This is a genomic window from Streptomyces sp. LBL, from assembly GCF_029893585.1.
Taxonomy (GTDB): Bacteria; Actinomycetota; Actinomycetes; order Streptomycetales; family Streptomycetaceae; genus Streptomyces.
This window is the reverse complement of record NZ_JARXYX010000014.1, coordinates 135,354-153,903: the sequence shown is the minus strand read 5'-3', so window position 1 is coordinate 153,903 and position 18,550 is coordinate 135,354. Positions and strand designations below refer to the sequence as shown.

The window sequence follows — 18,550 nt, the reverse complement described above, 5'->3', positions numbered from 1 at the left end:
CCAATTCACGCCACCACCGTACGAGGCGCCTCCGCACCCCCAGATCCCCCGCTCTCCACCCACCGCGCCGCCGCAGCCAACCGCGCCGCCGCCTCCTCGGCCACCGCACCCCCCACGGTGAACGGCAACCGCACATACCCCTCGAAGGCCCCGTCGACCCCGAAGCGCGGCCCGGACGGCACCCGTACCCCGACCCGCTCCCCCACCTCGGCGAGCCGCGACCCGGAGAGCCCGCCCGCCCGCACCCACAGCGTCAACCCGCCCTTGGGCACCTCGAACTCCCACGTCGGCAGTTCCCTCCGCACCGCTGCCACCAACGCGTCCCGGTTCCCCCGCGCCTGCTCCCGCCGCACCTCGACGGCCTTCTCCCAACCCCCCGTGCTGAACAGCCAGTTCACCGCCAGCTGCTCCACCACCGGCGTACCCAGATCGGCGTACGCCCGCGCGGAGACCAGGCTGCGGATGACGTCCGGTGCCGCCCGCACCCACCCGATCCGCATCCCCGCCCAGAACGCCTTGCTGGCCGACCCGACGGTGATCACCGTGGATCCGGCCGGGTCGAACGCACACACGAGCCGCGGCATCACGCCCTCGATCTCCGCGTCCAGCCACAGCTCGCTCATCGTCTCGTCGGCGACCAGCACCGTCCCGGCCGACCGCGCCGCCTCCACCAGCCGCCGCCGCTGGTCCTCGTCGGCGAGCGCACCGGTCGGATTGTGGAAGTCGGCCACGACGTACGCCAGCCGGGGCGCCGCGTCCCGCAGCACCTGACGCCAGCGGTCCATGTCCCAGCCGGTCAGCCCCTCGGCCATGGCGACGGGCACGAGCCGGGCGCCCGCCGCCCGCATCAACTGGAGGATGTTGGCGTAGGACGGCGACTCGACGGCGATACGTTCGCCCCGCCCCGCGAACAGATGACAGATCGCGTCGATCGCGCCCATCGCACCGGTCGTCACCATGATCTGCTCGGGCATCGTCGGGATCCCGCGCGCGGTGTACCGCTCGGCGATCATCGAGCGCAGTGCGGGCAGCCCCGCCGGATAGTCCCCGTGGGTGTGGGCGTACGGCGGCAGCTCCTCCAGGGCGCCCTGGACGGCGCGGGTCAGCCACGGCTCGGGCGCCGGGAGCGCCGCGCAGCCGAGGTCGATCATCGAGCCGAGGGCCTCCGGCGGCAGGGGTTCCAGTCCGCGGGCAGGCAACGGATTGCCGGCCGGTACCGCCGTCCAGCTGCCGGCCCCGCGCCTGGACTCCAGGAACCCCTCGCTGCGCAGCGCCTCGTACGCGGCGGCGACCGTCGTACGGCTGACGGACAGGGCCAGGGCCAGTTCGCGCTCGGCGGGCAGCCGGGCGGCCACCGGCACCCGTCCTTCGAGGACCAACAGCCGGATGCCGTCGGCCAGCGCCCGATAGGCGGGCGGGCGGCGCGTACCGGGGCCGGCCGGGCGGTCCTGCTGGGACTTGAGCAGCCGCGCCAACTGCACCGCACCCATCGCCGAGGTCCACTGCGCCATGGAAATCAGTCCACCTTCCCCAAATTGGCCATGGATGACATCTCCACTCGCGTCTCAGGGTGTCACGGGTCAGGCCACTACCACCACAGGAGGACCTCTTGCTTCGGGCCGGGCCCCCGGGACGGTCTGATGACCGGCCTGCATCGGCGCACCGGCCGCTCGATCCGGCTGACGCGGACAGCCGTCGAGGCGGCGGTCGTGCTGACCGGGTTCCTCCTGGGCGGCACCGTCGGCGTCGGCACACTCCTGTACGCGGTGTCCATCGGCCCGCTCGCGCAGCTCTTCCTGCGCGTCTTCGCCGTCCGCCCGGCATCCGGCGGCAGCACGGTCGTTGCCACCGGGCCACCCCGCGGGGCGATACTGCGACCGTGACCCCCCGGATACGCCACCCCTACCTCGACCATCCCGGCCCGATCGCCTTCGCTCACCGCGGCGGAGCGGCCGACGGCCTGGAGAACACCACCTCGCAGTTCAGGCGCGCGATCGAGGCGGGCTACCGCTATCTGGAAACCGACGTCCACGCCACCACCGACCGCAGGCTCGTCGCGTTCCACGACGCGACACTGGACCGGGTGACGGACGGGGCGGGCCGGATCGCCGACCTGCCGTGGGCGGAGGTGCGCCGCGCACGCGTGGCGGGCAGGGAACCGGTCCCCCTCTTCGAGGAACTCCTGGAGACCTTCCCCGGGGTGCGCTGGAACGTCGACGTCAAGGCGGAGCCCGCCCTCCTCCCCTTCCTGGAGCTGATCGAGCGCACCAACTCCTGGGACCGGATCTGCCTCGGCTCCTTCGCGGAGGCTCGCGCGGCACGGGCCCAGCGGCTGGCCGGGCCGCGCCTGGCGACATCGTACGGCACTCGCGGGGTGCTCAACCTGCGGCTGCGTTCCTGGGGACTGCCGGCCGCGGTGCGCCGGTCGGCGGTGGCCGCGCAGGTGCCGGAGGCCCAGTCCGGCATCCAGGTGGTCGACCACCGCTTCCTGCGCACCGCCCACACGCTCGGGCTCCAGGTACACGTGTGGACGGTGAACGAACCCGAGCGCATGCACCGGCTCCTGGACCTGGGCGTCGATGGCATCATGACCGATCACATCGACACACTGCGCACGGTCATGGAGGACCGGGGCATCTGGGTCTGACACCCGGCGGGTGTCCGGGTGCCCTTCCCTCCGCCCTCGCGCGGGACCTTCACGGGGAAGCGAGGGGCACGGGTGGGCACCGACACCGTGCGGACGGAAGCGGACGACGCGGTCGGCGAGCGACGGCGCGAGCAGCGCGGCTGGTACTTCTACGACTGGGCGTGCTCCGTCTACTCGACGAGCGTACTGACCGTGTTCCTGGGCCCGTATCTGACGTCGGTGGCCGACGAGGCGGCGGACACGGACGGCTTCGTCCATCCTCTCGGGATCCCGGTGCGAGCCGGCTCCTTCTTCGCGTATTCGGTGTCCCTGTCGGTGATCGTGGCCGTTGTGGTGATGCCCCTGGTGGGCGCGGCCGCGGACCGCACCGGCCGCAAGAAGCCCCTCCTGGCGGCCGCCGCATACACCGGGGCCGCCGCCACGACGGCCATGTTCCTCCTCGGCGGCGACCGCTATCTGCTCGGCGGCCTCCTGCTGGTGGTGGCGAACGCGGCCCAGTCCGTGGCGATGATGCTCTACAACTCCTACCTCCCGCAGATCGCCCCGCCCGAGGAGCGCGACGCGGTCTCCTCGCGGGGCTGGGCCTTCGGCTATGCGGCGGGCTCCCTGATACTGATCGCGAACCTCGTCCTCTACACCGGCCACGGGTCCTTCGGCCTGTCGGAGAGCGCGGCGGTCCGTATCTGTCTGGCCTCCGCCGGCCTGTGGTGGGGCGCCTTCGCCCTCGTCCCGCTACGGCGCCTGCGCGACCGCCACCGCGAGCCGAAACCCGCCGGTGAGCCCACGACTCCCGGCTTCCGTCAGCTCGCCGCGACCGTCCGCGACATGCGCCGCCACCCGCTGACTCTCGCCTTCCTACTGGCCTATCTCGTCTACAACGACGGCATCCAGACCGTGATCTCCCAGGCGTCGATCTACGGCTCCGAGGAACTCGGCCTCGGACAGTCGACGCTCATCGTCGCGGTCCTGCTGGTCCAGCTGCTGGCGGTGGCGGGAGCCCTGGGCATGGGCCGGCTGGCCCGGGCCTACGGGGCCAAGCGCACGATCCTGGGCTCGCTGGTGGCCTGGACGGTGACCCTGGCGGCCGGCTATTTCCTCCCGGCCGGGGCTCCGGCGTGGTTCTTCGTCCTGGCTGCCGGGATCGGGCTCGTCCTCGGCGGCAGCCAGGCGCTGTCCCGCTCCCTGTTCTCGCATCTCGTCCCGCCGGGCAAGGAGGCCGAGTACTTCTCGGCGTACGAGATGAGCGACCGGGGCATGAGCTGGCTGGGTCCTCTGCTGTTCGGGATCACCTACCAGCTGACCGGAAGCTATCGGGACGCGATCATCTCGCTGGTGGCCTTCTTCGTCATCGGGTTCGTGCTGCTCGCACGGGTTCCGGTGCGGCAGGCAATCGGTGACGCGGGCAACCCTGTTCCCGAGAGGATTTAGCGTTCCAGACGAAAGCGCTGTAGTGTACGCGTTTGGCCTTCCAGGCGTACCGTTACTGCGCGTCAAAGATGACGAAGCGCTGGGTGACATCTGCTGGCAGATGTGACAAACCGGGTGCTGGTGGGTACAACAAGGGGCGGCTACGACGGCGACGCATTGCCCGGGACGGGACCCGGAACGGGAATCTTTACCGCCGACCGGACGTTGACCGGATGACGACGACAGCGACACCTGTCCTGTGGGCGACAAGCCCGGGAGGCACGATTCATGAGTGAGCGAGCTCTTCGCGGCACGCGCCTCGTGGTGACCAGCTACGAGACGGACCGCGGTATCGACCTGGCCCCGCGCCAGGCCGTGGAGTACGCATGCGAGAAGGGGCACCGATTTGAGATGCCCTTCTCGGTCGAGGCGGAGATCCCGCCGGAGTGGGAGTGCAAGGTCTGCGGGGCCCAGGCACTCCTGGTCGACGGCGACGGCCCTGAAGAGAAGAAGGCCAAGCCTGCGCGTACGCACTGGGACATGCTGATGGAGCGGCGTACCCGCGAGGAACTCGAAGAGGTCCTCGAGGAACGCCTGGCCGTTCTGCGCTCCGGCGCGATGAACATTGCAGTTCATCCGAGGGACAGCCGAAAGTCGGCGTAACCCGTCCACGGGTTGGGCGGAACACAACACACGCACAGAAGACCGCGGGCGCCGTACTCCACGTACGGCGCCCGCGGTCTTCTGTGTACGCGTGCACCCGGCCGCGCGGGCCCGCGCGGCCGGGCCTGAGGTCAGCGCGCCGGATCAGCGCGCCAGCGGCGGGCGCGGGTCGTGCCGGGCATCGCTCGGCTCGTCCCGGACGACCTCGCCCTGGACCACCTTGCCGTCGGGCTGACGCATGCGGGCCTGCTGGAAGGCGCCGCCCAGGGTCCCCGTGGCGGCCTCCCGGAGCTTGCGCTCGACGGTGCGCTCGGCATAGCGGCTGAGGGCCTTCTGCACCGGCGGGACCAGCAGGAGCAGACCCACCGCGTCCGAGATCAGGCCGGGGATCATCAGAAGCAGACCGCCCAGCATCATCAGGCCGTTGCCGCCGCCCTTCGACGAGTCCGAGGGAGCCCCGCCGCGCTGCAGCGCCTCGTTCAGGTTCTGGAAGGCGCGCCGGCCCGCCCGCTTGATGACCACCGAACCGAGCACGAAACCGGCGACCAGCAGCAACAACACCACGAACCCGCTCGCCGCACCGGCCACCAGGGTCAGCAGCCAGATCTCCAGCACGAGCCATGCGACGATGCCCAGCGGCAGAAACGTGCGCAGCCGGGAACGCCGGGGCCGGGCGGGGTAGGTGGGAGTCGAAGCGCCAGTCGTCATACGTCCAGTGTGCCTGGGACCGGCTCAGTACAGGATAAGGGGATGATCAGCCGTGGCCGGGGGGTCGTAGGGCTACGATCCCGAGGGCTTCGTCCGGCTCACGATCTTGCCGACGCGTTCCCCCACACCCCATGTCGTGACCCGCCACAGCGCCTCCACCAGGATGTCCCGGCTCATCTTGGAGTCGCCGAGTTCCCGCTCGACGAAGGTGATGGGCACCTCGACCACGTGGTAGCCGGCCTTGACCGTGCGGCGGGCCAGGTCGACCTGGAAGCAGTAGCCCTGGGAGGCGACCTCCTCAAGGCCGAGGCCCTCCAGGGTCTCGCGGCGGAAGGCGCGGTAGCCGCCGGTGATGTCGCGCAGCGGCAGATCCAGCGCCAGGCGGGAGTAGAGGCTACCGCCGCGGGAGATGAACTCGCGGGACTTGGGCCAGTTCACGACCCGGCCGCCCGGCACCCAGCGGGAGCCGAGGACCAGGTCGGCGCCCTTGAGGGCGGTCAGCAGCCGGGGCAGCTCCTCGGGCTGGTGGGAACCGTCGGCGTCCATCTCGACGAGGACGCCGTACCCGTTCTCCAGGCCCCAGCGAAAGCCCGCGAGGTAGGCGGCGCCGAGCCCTTCCTTGCCCTTGCGGTGCAGGACCTGGACCTGCTCGTCGGTGGCGGCCAGTTCGTCCGCGAGCTTGCCGGTGCCGTCCGGGCTGTTGTCGTCGGCCACGAGCACGTGCGCCTCGGGGACGGCCTTGCGCACCCGGCCCACGATCGCCTTGATGTTCTCGGCCTCGTTGTAGGTCGGGATGATCACCAATGCCGTGCCGAGCGGGCCCAACTGTCTCCCCCGGTCCGCTGCCGCGAGGTTCCCGTCGCCGTCGTTCACTGCTGCCCCTTCAAGTCCGTCCGCAGAGGTCCACCATAGTGGCCACGGCCTGCAGTGAAATGACAGGACGTTCGAATGGTGGTGTCGGTTCCACAAAAGCGGGGTAGAAGAGCGTCTTTTGTGTGCGGTGTGTCCCGGATCGGGAGTTGTGCGTACTACGGATGGGGGCCCGGCGCCCTTCGGGCCGACCTGGGACCCGCTGGCTGCGGGTCGACCGAAAGCCGTTGTCTACTGAGCGCCCGGGCCCCATCCGGGTCACACCTCCCCGATCGGCCAACACGTTCCCTTGCCGTGGCGCGGGCGCTGAGCCTGGCTCCCAGTGGCGGTGCCCCGGTGCGGCACACCGTCCCTGACCCAGCGGCGCCACGACGCGTGCGCGGACGTTCTCCGATCGGGCGTCCGGTGGTGGACTCGGCCGAACCTACCGGCCCGCTGCCGTCGCCTGTCAACAGCCGTTCGACCTGCGCGTCTTCCGTCAAAGCCCTGGTCAGCGCGGCGGATGCGCAGGTCGCGCGTCGGCGCGGCGGCGGCCGATCGGGGGTGCGCCGCCCCGGGAGATCACTCGCTCGGCCGCACGAACACCGTTCGGCCGCCCACCACGGTACGCAGACAGAGCGGGAGGTCGCGGCCCAGCGTCAGGTCCGGCAGGCCGGGGGTTCCGGAGCGAGGGTCGGTCGACCAGCGGGCCACCCGGTCGTCCGGGGCCTGGACGACCAGTTCGTCGGTGCGCCACACGGCGTAGTCCGCGGGCGCGCCCGGTACCAGGACGCCCGCGTCGTCCCGCCCGACCGCCCGCCAGCCGCCCCGCGTGTGCGCGGTGAACGCGGCGCGCACGGAGACGCGGTGCTCGGGGGTGCGGTGGAAGGCAGCCGCGCGGACCGTGCCCCACGGGTCCAGGGGCGTGACCGGGCTGTCGGAGCCGAAGGCGAGCGGTACACCGGCCCGCAGCAGGGCCGCGAAGGGATTCAGGGCGCGGGCCCGCTCGGCGCCCAGGCGCTGGGCGTACATGCCGTCCTCGCCGCCCCACAGCGCGTCGAATGCGGGCTGGACGGAGGCGGTCAGGCCGAACTCCGCGAAGGCGGCGATCGTCTCCGCCGTCAGCATCTCGGCGTGCTCCACACGGTGCCGGGCGGCCCGGACGCGGGCGAGGCCGACCTTCTCCGCGGCGGTGCGCACGCCCTCCACGACCGAGGTCACCGCGGCGTCCCCGATGGCGTGGAAGCCCGCCTGGAGGCCCGCCTCGGTGCACGCGGTGACGTGCGCGGCCACGGCGGCCGCGTCCAGGTAGGCGGTGCCGGTGTGGCCGGCGTCGGCGTACGGCTCGTGCACACAGGCGGTGTGCGAGCCGAGGGCGCCGTCGACGAACAGGTCACCGGCCGCCCCGATCGCACCGAGTGCCCGCACCTTCTCGATGTCGCGCTCGGCCCAGTAGCCGACGACTCTTGGGCCGGGCTCCTCGGTGGCGAGTTTCAGCAGCCCGGTGAAGTCGTCCTCCGAGGAGATCTCCGGGCCTGCGCATTCGTGAACGGTGCCGATGCCGAGGGAGGCGGCCCGAGCGAGGGCGGTCCGCTGGGCCTCGATGCGCTGCTCTGGTGTGACGGCGGCGAAGGCGGTGGCGCGTACGGCGTGGTGGGCGTCGGCGGTGAGCGGGCCGTCCACCGTGCCGAGACCGGAGGTCAGGTCGAGCAGGGCTGTCGTGACGACCGCCGAGTGGACGTCGATCCGGCTGAGGTAGAGGGGACGTCCGCCGGTGGCCTCGTCGAGTTCGGCGCGCGTCGGCGGACGGCCACCCGGCCAGCGGGAGGCGTCCCAGCCGTGGCCGAGCAGGACCCGGTCGGCCGGCCGGGCGGTCGCGAAGTCCCGGACCAGTGCGAGGGCCGCGTCCAGGGAGGGGGCACCGGACAGATCGAGGCCGGTGCGGGCCAGGCCGGTGGCGGTGGTGTGCACATGGGCGTCGGTGAACGCGGGGGTGACGAGGGCGCCGTCGAGGTCGACCACGTCGTCGACGCCGTCCGCGAAGGCGTCGGCAGCGCCCTCGGAGCCGACCCAGGCGACGTGTCCTCGCTCCACGACCATCGCTGTCGCGAACGGGTCGGCGGGGCTGTGGACCTCGCCGCGACGGAGGAGGACGGTCTTCGGCTCGGGGGTGCTCTCACTCATGGGGAACAGTCTCGCGCCTCAGTTCGGCGGCACCGAACGCAGGGCCGTCAGATCCGCGGCGGGCGCGCCTCGTACGGTGTCGACAGCACGACCGTCGTCCGCGTCGACACCCCCGCCAGCGAGCGCAGCCGCGCCAGGAGTTCCTCGAGTTCGTGCGGGGTGGCCACACGTGCCTTGAGGATGTAGTTCTCGTCCCCGGCGACGCTGTGGCAGGCCTCGATCTCGGGCACGTCGGCCAGGCGTTCCGCGATGTCGTCGGGGGCGCTGGGGTCGAACGGTTTCACCGAGATGAACGCGGTCATCGGCAGCCCGACGGCCTCCGGGTCGACGACCGCGGCGTAACCGCGGATCACGCCCCGCTGTTCCAGTCGGCGCACCCGCTGGTGCACGGCCGACGTGGACAGACCGGTCGCCTTGCCCAGGTCCGTGTAGCTCATCCGCCCGTCCTTGACGAGCAACTGCACGATTTGTCGGTCGAGCTCCTCCATGGCGCAAGAACCTACCGTGCTCCTGATCTCCTCGGATACCTGAGCGGCGCAGGTCATACCCGGTTCGTGATGTGACGAGAGCGGCCCGTGAGGCTCCTGGGGGCGAAACGAGCGCCCCGGGCACCTGCGGATGGCATGTGACGAAGACCACACCTGCCGAACGCGCTCCGTGACGGTCTCGTGATTACCGCCGAGACGGGGCGGGAAGTGCTTGCTGTGGTCGAGGCCGCAGTGCCTTTCACGGCCCAGCCCGAGGGGGAGAACCCAATGCAGAGTCTTAAGCGCCCTGGTCGCACCGCATCCAAGCGGCCGCAGCTGGTTGTCGAGCCGGAGCCGGAGGGCGTCGAACCCGACGCCCTCGAGGACGAACTCGACGCCTACGACACCTTCGAGATGTACCGGGTGATCTGCCCGGACTGCGCGCAGCCCATCGCCCTGCTGGCGGATGAGGAGACCCTTCCGGAGCACGCACTGTGCGCCTCGCCGTGGAATCCGTTCGGGCTGACGGTCTGTGCCGGTACCGGCCGCAGGGCGTCCGACGCCAAGCCGGCGGACGAGTCGGTGGAGCCCCAGGAGCAGGACACGGCCCTTCTGTTGACACTCCCTCAGGGACTCGACTGGCGCAAGCAGCCCTTCTCGCACGTCGGCGGCCCCAGCTCGCGCCCCTTCCAGGTGCCCGTGATGCGGCGCCAGGCCGCCTGAGCGACGCCCTCGCCCTCACCTCGTGACCGCACCGCGCCTCGGCTCGCATCTGCCGTGGCGCGGTGCGATGTGTGCTGACCGGGTCGACGGCGCGTCGGGCCGGCCCACCGCCCCGGACTTCCACGAACGCACGCGCGATTCCGGCGACCGGTGACCTGTCCGTCAGCCTCCGCGTTGCCCTGGTATGACCCCCACTTCTTCAGCGACCGGGCGTCAACGCCGGCTCTTCGTCCCCGTCCCCGTCCCGGGACACGGAGAATCGGTTCCGCTGGCTCCGCCGCCGATTCAGGACCCGCCCATCTACCGGGATCTGCTGCGCACCTGGGCCGACCGCGGCCGTACCCTGCCGGGCCGCCACGACCCGGAGTGGGTCCGGCTGACGGCGCCCCAGGTGACGGCAGATCAGTTCAGCGGGTCTCGGGACCCGCTAGGTGACGGGCGATGACCATCCGCTGGATCTGGTTGGTGCCCTCGACGATCTGCAGCACCTTGGCCTCGCGCATATACCGCTCGGCCGGGAAGTCGGCGGTGTAGCCGTACCCGCCGAGGACCTGGACGGCGTCGGTGGTCACCCTCATCGCGGTGTCGGTGCAGTGCAGTTTGGCCATGGCCGCCTGCTTGGCGAACGGCCGACCCGCGTCCCGCAGCCGTGCCGCCGACAGGTACAGCGCCCGCCCGGCCTCGATCTGGGTAGCCATGTCGGCGAGCATGAAGCGCAGCCCCTGGAAATCGGCGATCGGCCGCCCGAACTGTCGCCGTCCGGTCGCGTATGCCACCGCCTCGTCCAGCGCCGCCTGGGCCAGGCCGATCGCGCAGGCCGCGATGCCGAGCCGCCCCGAGTCGAGCGCGGCGAGGGCGATCGCGAAGCCCTGACCCTCGTCGCCGATGCGCCGGTCGTCGGACACCCGCACGCCGTCGAAGTGGACCTGGGCGGTGGGCGAACCGTTCATGCCCATCTTCTTCTCGGGCGGCGCGGCGCTCACCCCCTGCGCGTCACCCGGCACGAGGAACGCGGTGATCCCGCGCGGGCCCTCCTTGCCGGTGCGCGCCATGACCGTGTAGAAGTCGGCGATCCCGCCGTGCGTGATCCAGGCCTTGGTCCCGGTGATGACCCAGTGACCGTCGTCCCGCACGGCCTTCGTGCGCAGTGAGGCCGCGTCCGATCCCGAGGACGGCTCCGACAGGCAGTACGCGCCCAGCAGACCGCCACCGAGCATCGCGGGCAGATGCTCGGCCTGCTGCTCCTTGGTGCCATAGGCGGCGAGCGCGTAGGAGGCGAGGGTGTGCACGCTGACACCGAGGCCGACGGTGAGGCGGGCCGCGGCGAGTTCTTCGAGGACCTGGAGGTAGACCTCGTACGGCTGGTCGCCGCCGCCGCACTCGGAGTCGTACGGCAGGCCGAGCAGGCCGGATGCGGAAAGCAGAGTGAAGACCTCGCGCGGGAAGCGTCCGGCGTCCTCCTCCTCCTCGGCCGCCCGGGGGGCGATCTCGTGCTGCGCGATGTCGCGGACGAGCGAGATCAGATCCCGGGCCTCGTCCGTGGGCAGTTGCCGGTCCACCGGCTTCGGGGCGCGGTCGGGCATGGCGACGCTCTCCTCCCTGTCGGGCGCAGGCGGACGAGCCCTTCAGGTGGGGGCGGCGCCGCCATGTCTCACTGGGTGCCGGCCGATGCTCGCACTCCCGGGTCGCGGAAGCTGCTGACCAGCGGCTGTGCGCTGTGAGTATGCCCGATCGGAGGCATCCCGTCACCAGTTAACGACCGCTCACTTCAGGAAACCGGAAAAGAGCCGGGCAGGGAATTGGTCCGAACCATTGACGTACTGGTCTAGTCCTCCTACCGTTTCGGGCCAGCGCTTCATCGCGTTCATGCCAATCGGCACGCTCCCCTCCCCCCCCCCCCCGAGGAGACACCCGATGCACACCTCCCACCGTCACCGGCCACGCCTGCGGACGCTCACCGCGGCCGCCTGCGCGGCGATCCTCGGCGCCGGTCTGCTCGCCGGCGCGGGCACCGCCGCCGCCTCCGCCAGCCCGCCGGCCGGGACGGCCCAGCAGGCCCAGTCGGCCAAGTCGGCCGAGAAGGCGGCCGCCGGCTCCAAGGTCGTCGGCTACTTCACCGAATGGGGCACCTACGACCGCAAGTACTACGTCAAGAACATCGAGACGTCCGGGTCGGCGGCGCGGCTCACCCACATCAACTACGCCTTCGGCAACGTCACCGGCGGCAAGTGCGCGATGGGCGACGCCTACGCGGCGACCGACCGGACGTACACCGCGGCCGAGTCCGTCGACGGTGTCGCCGACACCTGGGATCAGCCGCTGCGCGGCAACTTCAACCAGCTGCGCGAGCTGAAGAAGAAACACCCGGGCCTCAAGGTCCTCTGGTCCTTCGGCGGTTGGACCTGGTCGAGCGGTTTCGGCGAGGCCGCGAAGAACCCGGCCGCCTTCGCCCAGTCCTGCTACGACCTGGTGGAGAACTCCAAGTGGGCGGACGTCTTCGACGGTATCGACATCGACTGGGAGTACCCGAACGCCTGCGGCAACACCTGTGACACCAGCGGGAAGGCGGCCTTCAAGAACCTGATGGCCGCGCTGCGGGCCAAGTTCGGCACCGGCAACCTCGTCACCGCGGCGATCACCGCCGACGCGACGCCCGGCGGCAAGATCGACGCAGCCGACTACGCGGGCGCCGCGCAGTACACCGACTGGTACAACCCGATGACGTACGACTACTTCGGCACCTGGGACGCGACCGGACCGACCGCTCCGCACTCGCCGCTGAACTCCTACTCCGGCATCCCGAAGGCGAACTTCCACACCTCGGCGACCATGGCCAAGCTCAAGGGCCTCGGTATCCCGGCCTCGAAGCTGCTGCTCGGCATCGGCTTCTACGGCCGCGGCTGGACCGGCGTCACCCAGGCGGCGCCGGGCGGCACCGCGACGGGCCCGGCGGCGGGGACGTACGAACAGGGCATCGACGACTACAAGGTGCTGAAGACCAAGTGCCCGGCGACGGGGACGGTCGCCGGCACCGCGTACGCCAAGTGCGGGAACAACTGGTGGAGTTACGACACCCCCGCGACCATCGCGACCAAGATGACGTACAAGAACCAGCAGGGACTGGGCGGCACGTTCTTCTGGGAGCTGAGCGGGGACACCACCGGCGGAGAACTGATCAAGGCGATCAACTGACCTGTTCCACAGGGGACTCGGGGCGGGGGAGCACGAGCCTCCGCCCCGAGCCGTCAGTCCGCCGAGTGATCAGCCGACGATGCCGTCCGGCGGCCGAGCGATCAGCCGACCATGCCGTCAGCCGACCGGGCCCCCGCCGGCCCGGGCCCTCGCCGCCCGGGCGTCTCAGTCGTCGTCCCGGCGGGCCGGTTCCGGGGCCGGGTAGGCGGGGTCCATCTCCTCGATCGCTCGCATGACGCCGCCGAGCGTCTTCACCAGCAGTTCGCACATCGTCTCGCGGGACAATTGGGGGCGGCCGATCCAGTCGAGGGCGGCGCCCTCCACGCTGGACAGCCAGGCGAGCAGCCCCATGCGGGGCAACGGGGCGATGTCACTGCGGCCGTAGGCCCCTTCCGCGATGGTCGCGACGATCACCTCGCGCACGCTGTCCCGGATGGCGTGCACCTCGATGTCGAAGCCGACGCCGCCGCCGACGATCGTGCGGTACGCGGCCTGATTGTGCTCGGCATAGCGCAGATAGCTGTCGATGGTGCGGTGGACCCGGTCCACCGGCTCCAGTTCGAGACCGCTCGCCGCGTAGGTGACCAGGTCGGCGACGGAGTCCTGGATGATCGCCAGGTAGTAGCCGCGCTTGGAGTGGAAGTAGTAGTAGATCAGCCCCTTGGCGACCTGCGCCTGGCGGGCGATGTCGTCCATGGAGAGCGCGTCGTACGACGTGTCGGCGAACAGCTTCCGCCCGATGGTGATGAGTTCGGCACGGCGTGCGACGGAGCGCTCGGTGCCACGCGCCCGTGGGTGGGCGACGTCGCGCTGTTGACTAATATTCAATTTCGACCCTGGTCTCGACGGGCGGCGGGGCACCCGCAGTATGCCAGGTCGGAGCGGGTCGACTCACAGCAGACCGAGCTGGGCGACGAGCATCGCGATCACCACGACGAGGGCCCATCCCAGCACGTGCTCGACGATCTTCGGGCCGCCTTCCCGGGGGCCACCGGTACCGGCACGGGTGGCGGAGGCGGAGACGATGACGGAGGCGGAGGCGGAGGCTGCTGGGCTGGTCATGGCGTCTCGCTGGGCTCGGATGCGCGGTGGACTCCCCCGGGGTTCGGTCCACCTTGCCATCGTCGGCGGCTTTTGCGGCCGAGACGTCGGTCACAGGGCCCCGGTCTTCCGGGGCCCTGTGGACTCGTCAGCGCACGCCCACCGCCGCGAGCGCCGTGCGCTGACGCGCGGTCGGACGGGCCGGGAAGTACAGGTAGCAGACGCCGCCGCTGCCGGAGACGACCTTGCCGGAGGCGTTGTACCGCTTGGTCCTGAGCCAGATGTTCTCCCACTCGCGCCGCCTGTAGACGCGCCGCACCGCGTCGTCGCCGGGCGAGGCGGGGTCGTTGGCGATCACATCGCCGTCGTCGGTGAACCCGATGACGGTCATCAGGTGCCCGGCGGTGCCGTAGCCCGCGCCGGTGAGCTCCTCCTTCAGGAACGACTGGGACGTCATGGCCGGGATGCCGGCGGCGATCAGTGTCTCCAGGTCGGTGAGGGAACCGAGCCGGGTGACCACGCCCTGGAGGTCCTTGAAGGTGGCCGCGTAGGCGACGTTGAAGGGCCAGTTGCCGCAGCCGGCGTACTGGTGGTCGTAGGTGAAACGAGCCGCGTGGCAGACCTGCGGGTCGGCGTACGAGGGGTCGACCCAGGCCAGCTGTCCGGTGGTGAGCCCGCCGCCCCAGTACTCGATGATCATCTGCGAGGAGGTGGGACTGCACCAGGCCTCGCCGCCGTTGTCGTACTCCGGATACTGGCCCTTGTGGATCTCCTGCGAGTAGCGCGGGACGATCAGCTCCTCGGCCGTGCCCGGCAGGGAGGCCGGGACGGTGAAGCGGTCGGGGACGTCGGAGCCCATCGCGCCGAGCCGCCAGACGGTGGGCGTGGCCGTCGTGCCGGGCTTGCGGTGGAGAGTGAGCCGCAGACGGTACGAGGACAGACGCAGGCCGGTGGCGGGGTCGTCGATCGCGAAGGTGTCCGTCCAGACGCTGCTCCTGCCGTCGCTCTGGCCGTCGACCGAGGTCCGCCTGATGTCCTGGTCACCCGCTGCCCAGCGACCCATCACGTACCAGGGGGTGTCCGTCCCGTCGGAGTACGTCCCCTTCAGTTCGACCTGGAGCCAGGTGCCGGCCGGGGTGTGCGCGTTCCAGGATGCGATCACCTCGGTGGAGGCGACGGCGAGAGGGTGCACGGGGGAGGTCCAGGTCCCGTACTCCCAGGCGGCGGTCGTGCCGGTGTGCGGGTCGGTGTAGTCGGCGGTGCCCGCGGGGGTGTCGATCACCAGGCCCGGTCGGGCGCCCGCGACGGCACGGGTGCCCTGCGCCGTGCCGCCGCGCCAGTCGGCGTACGTGATCCAGGCGCGGTTGTCGACGGGGCGAACCGGGGCTTGAGCGGGAGCAGCGGGGCCGGCGGGGCCGCCCCCGGCCTCCGCGGCGGCCGCCGGGCCGGTGCTGCCGGCCACGGCGGCCGCGACCGCGGCGGTCAGGACGGTTCTGCGGGACGGCTGTTCGGATCTGATCATGGGTGGAATGACCCCCAGGTGTCCGAGTCGGGCGGATCAGTGCACGGTGGTGCGCCCACTATGGAACAGGCGGCATGCCCCTGCCAGCACTTCGGCCCGCGTCGCGCGCACCAATATCGGCCTTGTCCACCGGCATGCCGCCGGCACCGGCGATCAGCCGGGAAGGCCGCGTAACCTGGAATTTCAGCGTCCATGTCCACCTCCCCACACCGACCCGGGAACCGCCATCCACGAGCTCGCCACCCGACTGCGCCGCCTGCCCCCGTCCTGCGGTCCGGTCCGTCTGATCGGGATCGACGGGCACGCCGGTTCCGGAAAGTCGACGTTCGCCGGGCAGGTGGCCCGCGCGCTCGCGGGTGCGCCGGTGCTGCGCCTCGACGACATCGCCGGCCACCACGAACTGTTCGCCTGGACGCAGCGGCTGCGGACCCAGGTGATCGAGCCCTTCGGCCGAGGCGAGACCGCGCACTACGCCCCCTACGACTGGCACGCTCGCCGCTTCGGACCACTCCGCCCGCTGCCGCCCGCCCCGGTGGTCCTCGTCGAGGGGGTCGGCGCCGGCCGCCGCGCACTGCGCCCGCATCTGGCCCGGCTGCTGTGGATGGAGTTGCCGCGCGAGGAGGCGTGGGCGCGTGGACAGGCCCGGGACGGGGAGGAACAACGGGAGTTCTGGGCCGGATGGGTCCCGGCGGAACGACAGCACTTCACCGAGGACCCCTCCCGGCCCTTCGCCGACCTCCTCGTGCGCCAGTGCGAAAAGGGATACGAGATCCTTCCCGGGCCTGCCGGAACCGTGGGACCGGACCAGGCCATCACGTACAGTGACGGACCATCCGCGGTGTGCTGAAAACGTGAAGAGCCGTGCCGGACAAGTTGCCCGAGTGCTTCAACTCCGCTTGACCCAGGGGCCGTACAGGACTTACGTTCTTTACGAGCGGCCCATTCGGCGCCACCCTCAGACGCGAAGCCCCCGGTCGTTCCCCCGTGACCGGGGGCTTCGTTCCGCCCTGAAGGTACTTTTCGGGCGTCATGTGACACGAATCGCTCACCCTCGGTCACCATGCGGAATCCGCGCATCTGCTCCCACCTCGACAAACGGCCCGTGCGGCACCCTTCGATGAGCGACACCCCCGCAGGTACGATGCCTTCGGTGCGACCTACGGACGGCTGCTCTGCGCATCGGTGCAACTCCGGTCCGCGGCACAGCGGTTGGACCAAGGCGGCCGACGGGCACCGGCCCGCCGGGAACCAAACGGGGGCACGGTTTGTGGGGGACGTGATGGATTTCGGCACGCAGGGCCTGGAGGCCCCGGCCGACCTCGCCTGGCTGCGAGGCGTGGACGCCTACACGATGGGCGCCTATCCACAGGCGGAGGAGGAGTTCCGCACCGCGGTGCGGATCGATCCCGGGATGGCCGACGGCTGGCTCGGACTGCACGCGCTGCGCGTCGACACGACGACCGCACTGCTGCGGATGTTCCGGCACCGGGACCGCTTCGGCGAACAGCGCACCCGGCACCGCCGCACCCTCAACTCCTGGTACTGGCTGGGCTGGTGGGTTCAGCCGGTACTGGAGAGCCCGCGTGACCTGCTCCTCGCGCACTCCTCGCACTGGCTGGACGGACGGCACGTCCCGGAACTCGACCGCGCCCTCGCAGGCCTGCCGCCGGTGGACACCGACCCCCAGGTCCGCTTCCTGCAGGCCTGCCGCGCCTATCTGGTCAAGGACTGGGAGCAGCTGGTCCGGCACACCGATCCGCTGATCAACGACCCCATGCTCGGCATCGAGGCCGGCCTCTTCGGTGGCATGGCCCGGGTCCGCCTGGAGATGTACGGGCAGGCCGAACCGCTGCTCTCGGCGGCCCTGATGCGCTGCCGCAGCGAGCAGCCGCAGCGCAAGGAGCTGCGCTACTGGCTGGCGCGGGCCCGCGAGGGCACCGGCCGGTCCGCCGCGGCCCTCCCCCTGTACCGGGCCGTGCATCGCGTCGACCCCGCCTTCATGGACACCTCGGCCCGGCTCGCCGCGATCGCCGAGGGCGACGGGTACGACGACTCCGCCGACCTCGCGGCGATCACGCTCGCCGGGGGCGGGCAGGACGTGGTGGAGGGCCCCGACGGCCTCGACCCGCTCTTCGGCACCGAGGGCCGCGAGCTGAAGCTCACCGAACCGGACCCTTCGGCCTCCGCCCCCCTGTCGTCGCTGACCGACCCGGCGGTACGCGAGAAGCTCCTCCCCCCGCCGTCGCTGCCCGCCGGGCCCACCGATCCGGCGTTACTCGATGAGGCGCTCGCCGAGCTGGAACGGATGGTGGGTCTGGAGCCCGTGAAGCGCCAGGTAAAGGCGCTGTCGGCGCAGTTGAACATGGCCCGGCTGCGCGCCGGGCAGGGCCTGCCGGTCCAGCCGCCCAAGCGGCACTTCGTCTTCTCCGGGCCGTCCGGCACCGGCAAGACCACGGTGGCCCGCATCCTCGGCCGGGTCTTCTACGCCCTCGGACTGCTGGGCGGCGACCATCTCGTGGAGGCGCAACGGGCGGACCTCGTCGGCGAGTACCTCGGCCAGACAGCGGTGAAGGCCAACGAGCTGATCGACTCCGCGCTCGGCGGGGTGCTGTTCGTCGACGAGGCGTACTCGCTGTCGAACTCCGGATACGGCAAGGGCGACGCGTACGGCGACGAGGCGTTGCAGGTGCTGCTGAAGCGGGCGGAGGACAACCGGGACCACCTCGTGGTGATCCTGGCCGGCTATCCGGAGGGCATGGACCGTCTCCTCACCGCCAACCCGGGACTGTCCTCCCGCTTCACGACCCGCGTCGACTTTCCCTCCTACCGCCCTCTCGAACTCACCTCCATCGGCGAGGTGCTGGCCGCGGAGAACGGCGACGTGTGGGACGAGGAGACACTGGACGAGCTGCGTTCCATCGCCCGGCACGTGGTCGACCAGGGGTGGATCGACGAGCTGGGCAACGGACGGTTCCTGCGGACGCTGTACGAGAAGAGCTGTGCGTACCGGGATCTGCGCTTGTCGACGTATCCGGGGCTGCTGACGCGGGACGACTTGTCGACACTTCGACTTCCCGACCTGATGCAGGCGTACGGAGAGGTGTTGTCGGGACGGGGACCGCAGGATCCGTCGGCGATCTGACGGAC

General features: G+C 71.1%; 16 protein-coding genes and 1 pseudogene. 8 read left to right on the top strand and 9 right to left on the bottom strand.

Annotation, left to right across the window (positions count from 1 at the left end; all coding sequences use genetic code 11):
• Positions 1-5: 5 nt before the first annotated feature.
• Positions 6-1,511 carry a PLP-dependent aminotransferase family protein gene (locus M2271_RS19000; RefSeq protein ID WP_280888439.1) on the bottom strand — a complete coding sequence of 502 codons (1,506 nt, stop codon included), beginning with the start codon at positions 1,509-1,511 and terminating at the stop codon, positions 6-8.
• Between the two features lie 102 nt (positions 1,512-1,613).
• On the opposite strand from M2271_RS19000, the pseudogene M2271_RS18995 reads away from it, so the two are divergent.
• From M2271_RS18995 to M2271_RS18980, 4 genes and pseudogenes are all read left to right on the top strand, one after another.
• Positions 1,614-1,883: pseudogene (locus tag M2271_RS18995) on the top strand (hypothetical protein); the annotation flags it as partial.
• Positions 1,880-2,647, top strand: a complete 768-nt coding sequence (locus M2271_RS18990) for a glycerophosphodiester phosphodiesterase (RefSeq protein WP_280888438.1) — start codon at positions 1,880-1,882, stop codon at positions 2,645-2,647. The pseudogene M2271_RS18995 and the gene M2271_RS18990, both read left to right, overlap by 4 nt.
• 72 nt (positions 2,648-2,719) lie before the next feature.
• On the top strand, positions 2,720-4,075 hold the full coding sequence (locus M2271_RS18985) for an MFS transporter (RefSeq protein WP_280888437.1): 1,356 nt from the start codon (positions 2,720-2,722) through the stop codon (positions 4,073-4,075).
• Between the two features lie 267 nt (positions 4,076-4,342).
• Complete coding sequence (locus M2271_RS18980) at positions 4,343-4,717, top strand: RNA polymerase-binding protein RbpA (RefSeq protein ID WP_003977404.1); 375 nt, start codon at positions 4,343-4,345, stop codon at positions 4,715-4,717.
• Positions 4,718-4,861: 144 nt separating this feature from the next.
• On the opposite strand, the gene fxsA is transcribed toward M2271_RS18980, so the two are convergent.
• The 4 genes from fxsA to M2271_RS18960 form a co-directional block, all read right to left on the bottom strand.
• Complete coding sequence (gene fxsA / locus M2271_RS18975; RefSeq protein WP_280888436.1) at positions 4,862-5,425, bottom strand: FxsA family membrane protein; 564 nt, start codon at positions 5,423-5,425, stop codon at positions 4,862-4,864.
• Between the two features lie 72 nt (positions 5,426-5,497).
• Positions 5,498-6,298, bottom strand: coding sequence for a polyprenol monophosphomannose synthase (locus tag M2271_RS18970; protein ID WP_280888435.1), 801 nt, complete (start codon positions 6,296-6,298; stop codon positions 5,498-5,500).
• 558 nt (positions 6,299-6,856) lie between these two features.
• Positions 6,857-8,458: an amidohydrolase gene (locus M2271_RS18965; protein ID WP_280888434.1), complete on the bottom strand. Its 1,602-nt coding sequence runs from the start codon at positions 8,456-8,458 to the stop codon at positions 6,857-6,859.
• A gap of 47 nt (positions 8,459-8,505) precedes the next feature.
• Positions 8,506-8,946, bottom strand: coding sequence for an Lrp/AsnC family transcriptional regulator (locus tag M2271_RS18960; protein WP_280888433.1), 441 nt, complete (start codon positions 8,944-8,946; stop codon positions 8,506-8,508).
• 267 nt (positions 8,947-9,213) lie between these two features.
• On the opposite strand from M2271_RS18960, the gene M2271_RS18955 reads away from it, so the two are divergent.
• Positions 9,214-9,648 carry a hypothetical protein gene (locus M2271_RS18955; RefSeq protein WP_280888432.1) on the top strand — a complete coding sequence of 145 codons (435 nt, stop codon included), beginning with the start codon at positions 9,214-9,216 and terminating at the stop codon, positions 9,646-9,648.
• Positions 9,649-10,055: 407 nt separating this feature from the next.
• Here the strand turns inward: M2271_RS18955 and M2271_RS18945 are convergent, their stop codons facing one another.
• On the bottom strand, positions 10,056-11,231 hold the full coding sequence (locus M2271_RS18945) for an acyl-CoA dehydrogenase family protein (protein WP_280888430.1): 1,176 nt from the start codon (positions 11,229-11,231) through the stop codon (positions 10,056-10,058).
• Between the two features lie 331 nt (positions 11,232-11,562).
• Here M2271_RS18945 and M2271_RS18940 point away from each other — a divergent pair, with 331 nt between their 5' ends.
• Entirely contained in the window at positions 11,563-12,840 is a 1,278-nt protein-coding gene (locus tag M2271_RS18940) for a glycoside hydrolase family 18 protein (RefSeq protein WP_280888429.1), read from the top strand.
• A gap of 165 nt (positions 12,841-13,005) precedes the next feature.
• Here the strand turns inward: M2271_RS18940 and M2271_RS18935 are convergent, their stop codons facing one another.
• The 3 genes from M2271_RS18935 to M2271_RS18925 form a co-directional block, all read right to left on the bottom strand.
• Positions 13,006-13,668: a TetR/AcrR family transcriptional regulator gene (locus M2271_RS18935; protein ID WP_280888428.1), complete on the bottom strand. Its 663-nt coding sequence runs from the start codon at positions 13,666-13,668 to the stop codon at positions 13,006-13,008.
• A 63-nt stretch (positions 13,669-13,731) separates the two neighbouring features.
• Positions 13,732-13,902: an SCO1431 family membrane protein gene (locus M2271_RS18930; protein WP_280888427.1), complete on the bottom strand. Its 171-nt coding sequence runs from the start codon at positions 13,900-13,902 to the stop codon at positions 13,732-13,734.
• 127 nt (positions 13,903-14,029) lie between these two features.
• Entirely contained in the window at positions 14,030-15,403 is a 1,374-nt protein-coding gene (locus M2271_RS18925) for a peptidase C39 family protein (protein WP_280888426.1), read from the bottom strand.
• Between the two features lie 226 nt (positions 15,404-15,629).
• Here M2271_RS18925 and M2271_RS18920 point away from each other — a divergent pair, with 226 nt between their 5' ends.
• Positions 15,630-16,250 carry a hypothetical protein gene (locus M2271_RS18920; RefSeq protein WP_280888482.1) on the top strand — a complete coding sequence of 207 codons (621 nt, stop codon included), beginning with the start codon at positions 15,630-15,632 and terminating at the stop codon, positions 16,248-16,250.
• Between the two features lie 432 nt (positions 16,251-16,682).
• On the top strand, positions 16,683-18,545 hold the full coding sequence (locus tag M2271_RS18915; protein WP_280888425.1) for an AAA family ATPase: 1,863 nt from the start codon (positions 16,683-16,685) through the stop codon (positions 18,543-18,545).
• Positions 18,546-18,550: the final 5 nt, after the last annotated feature.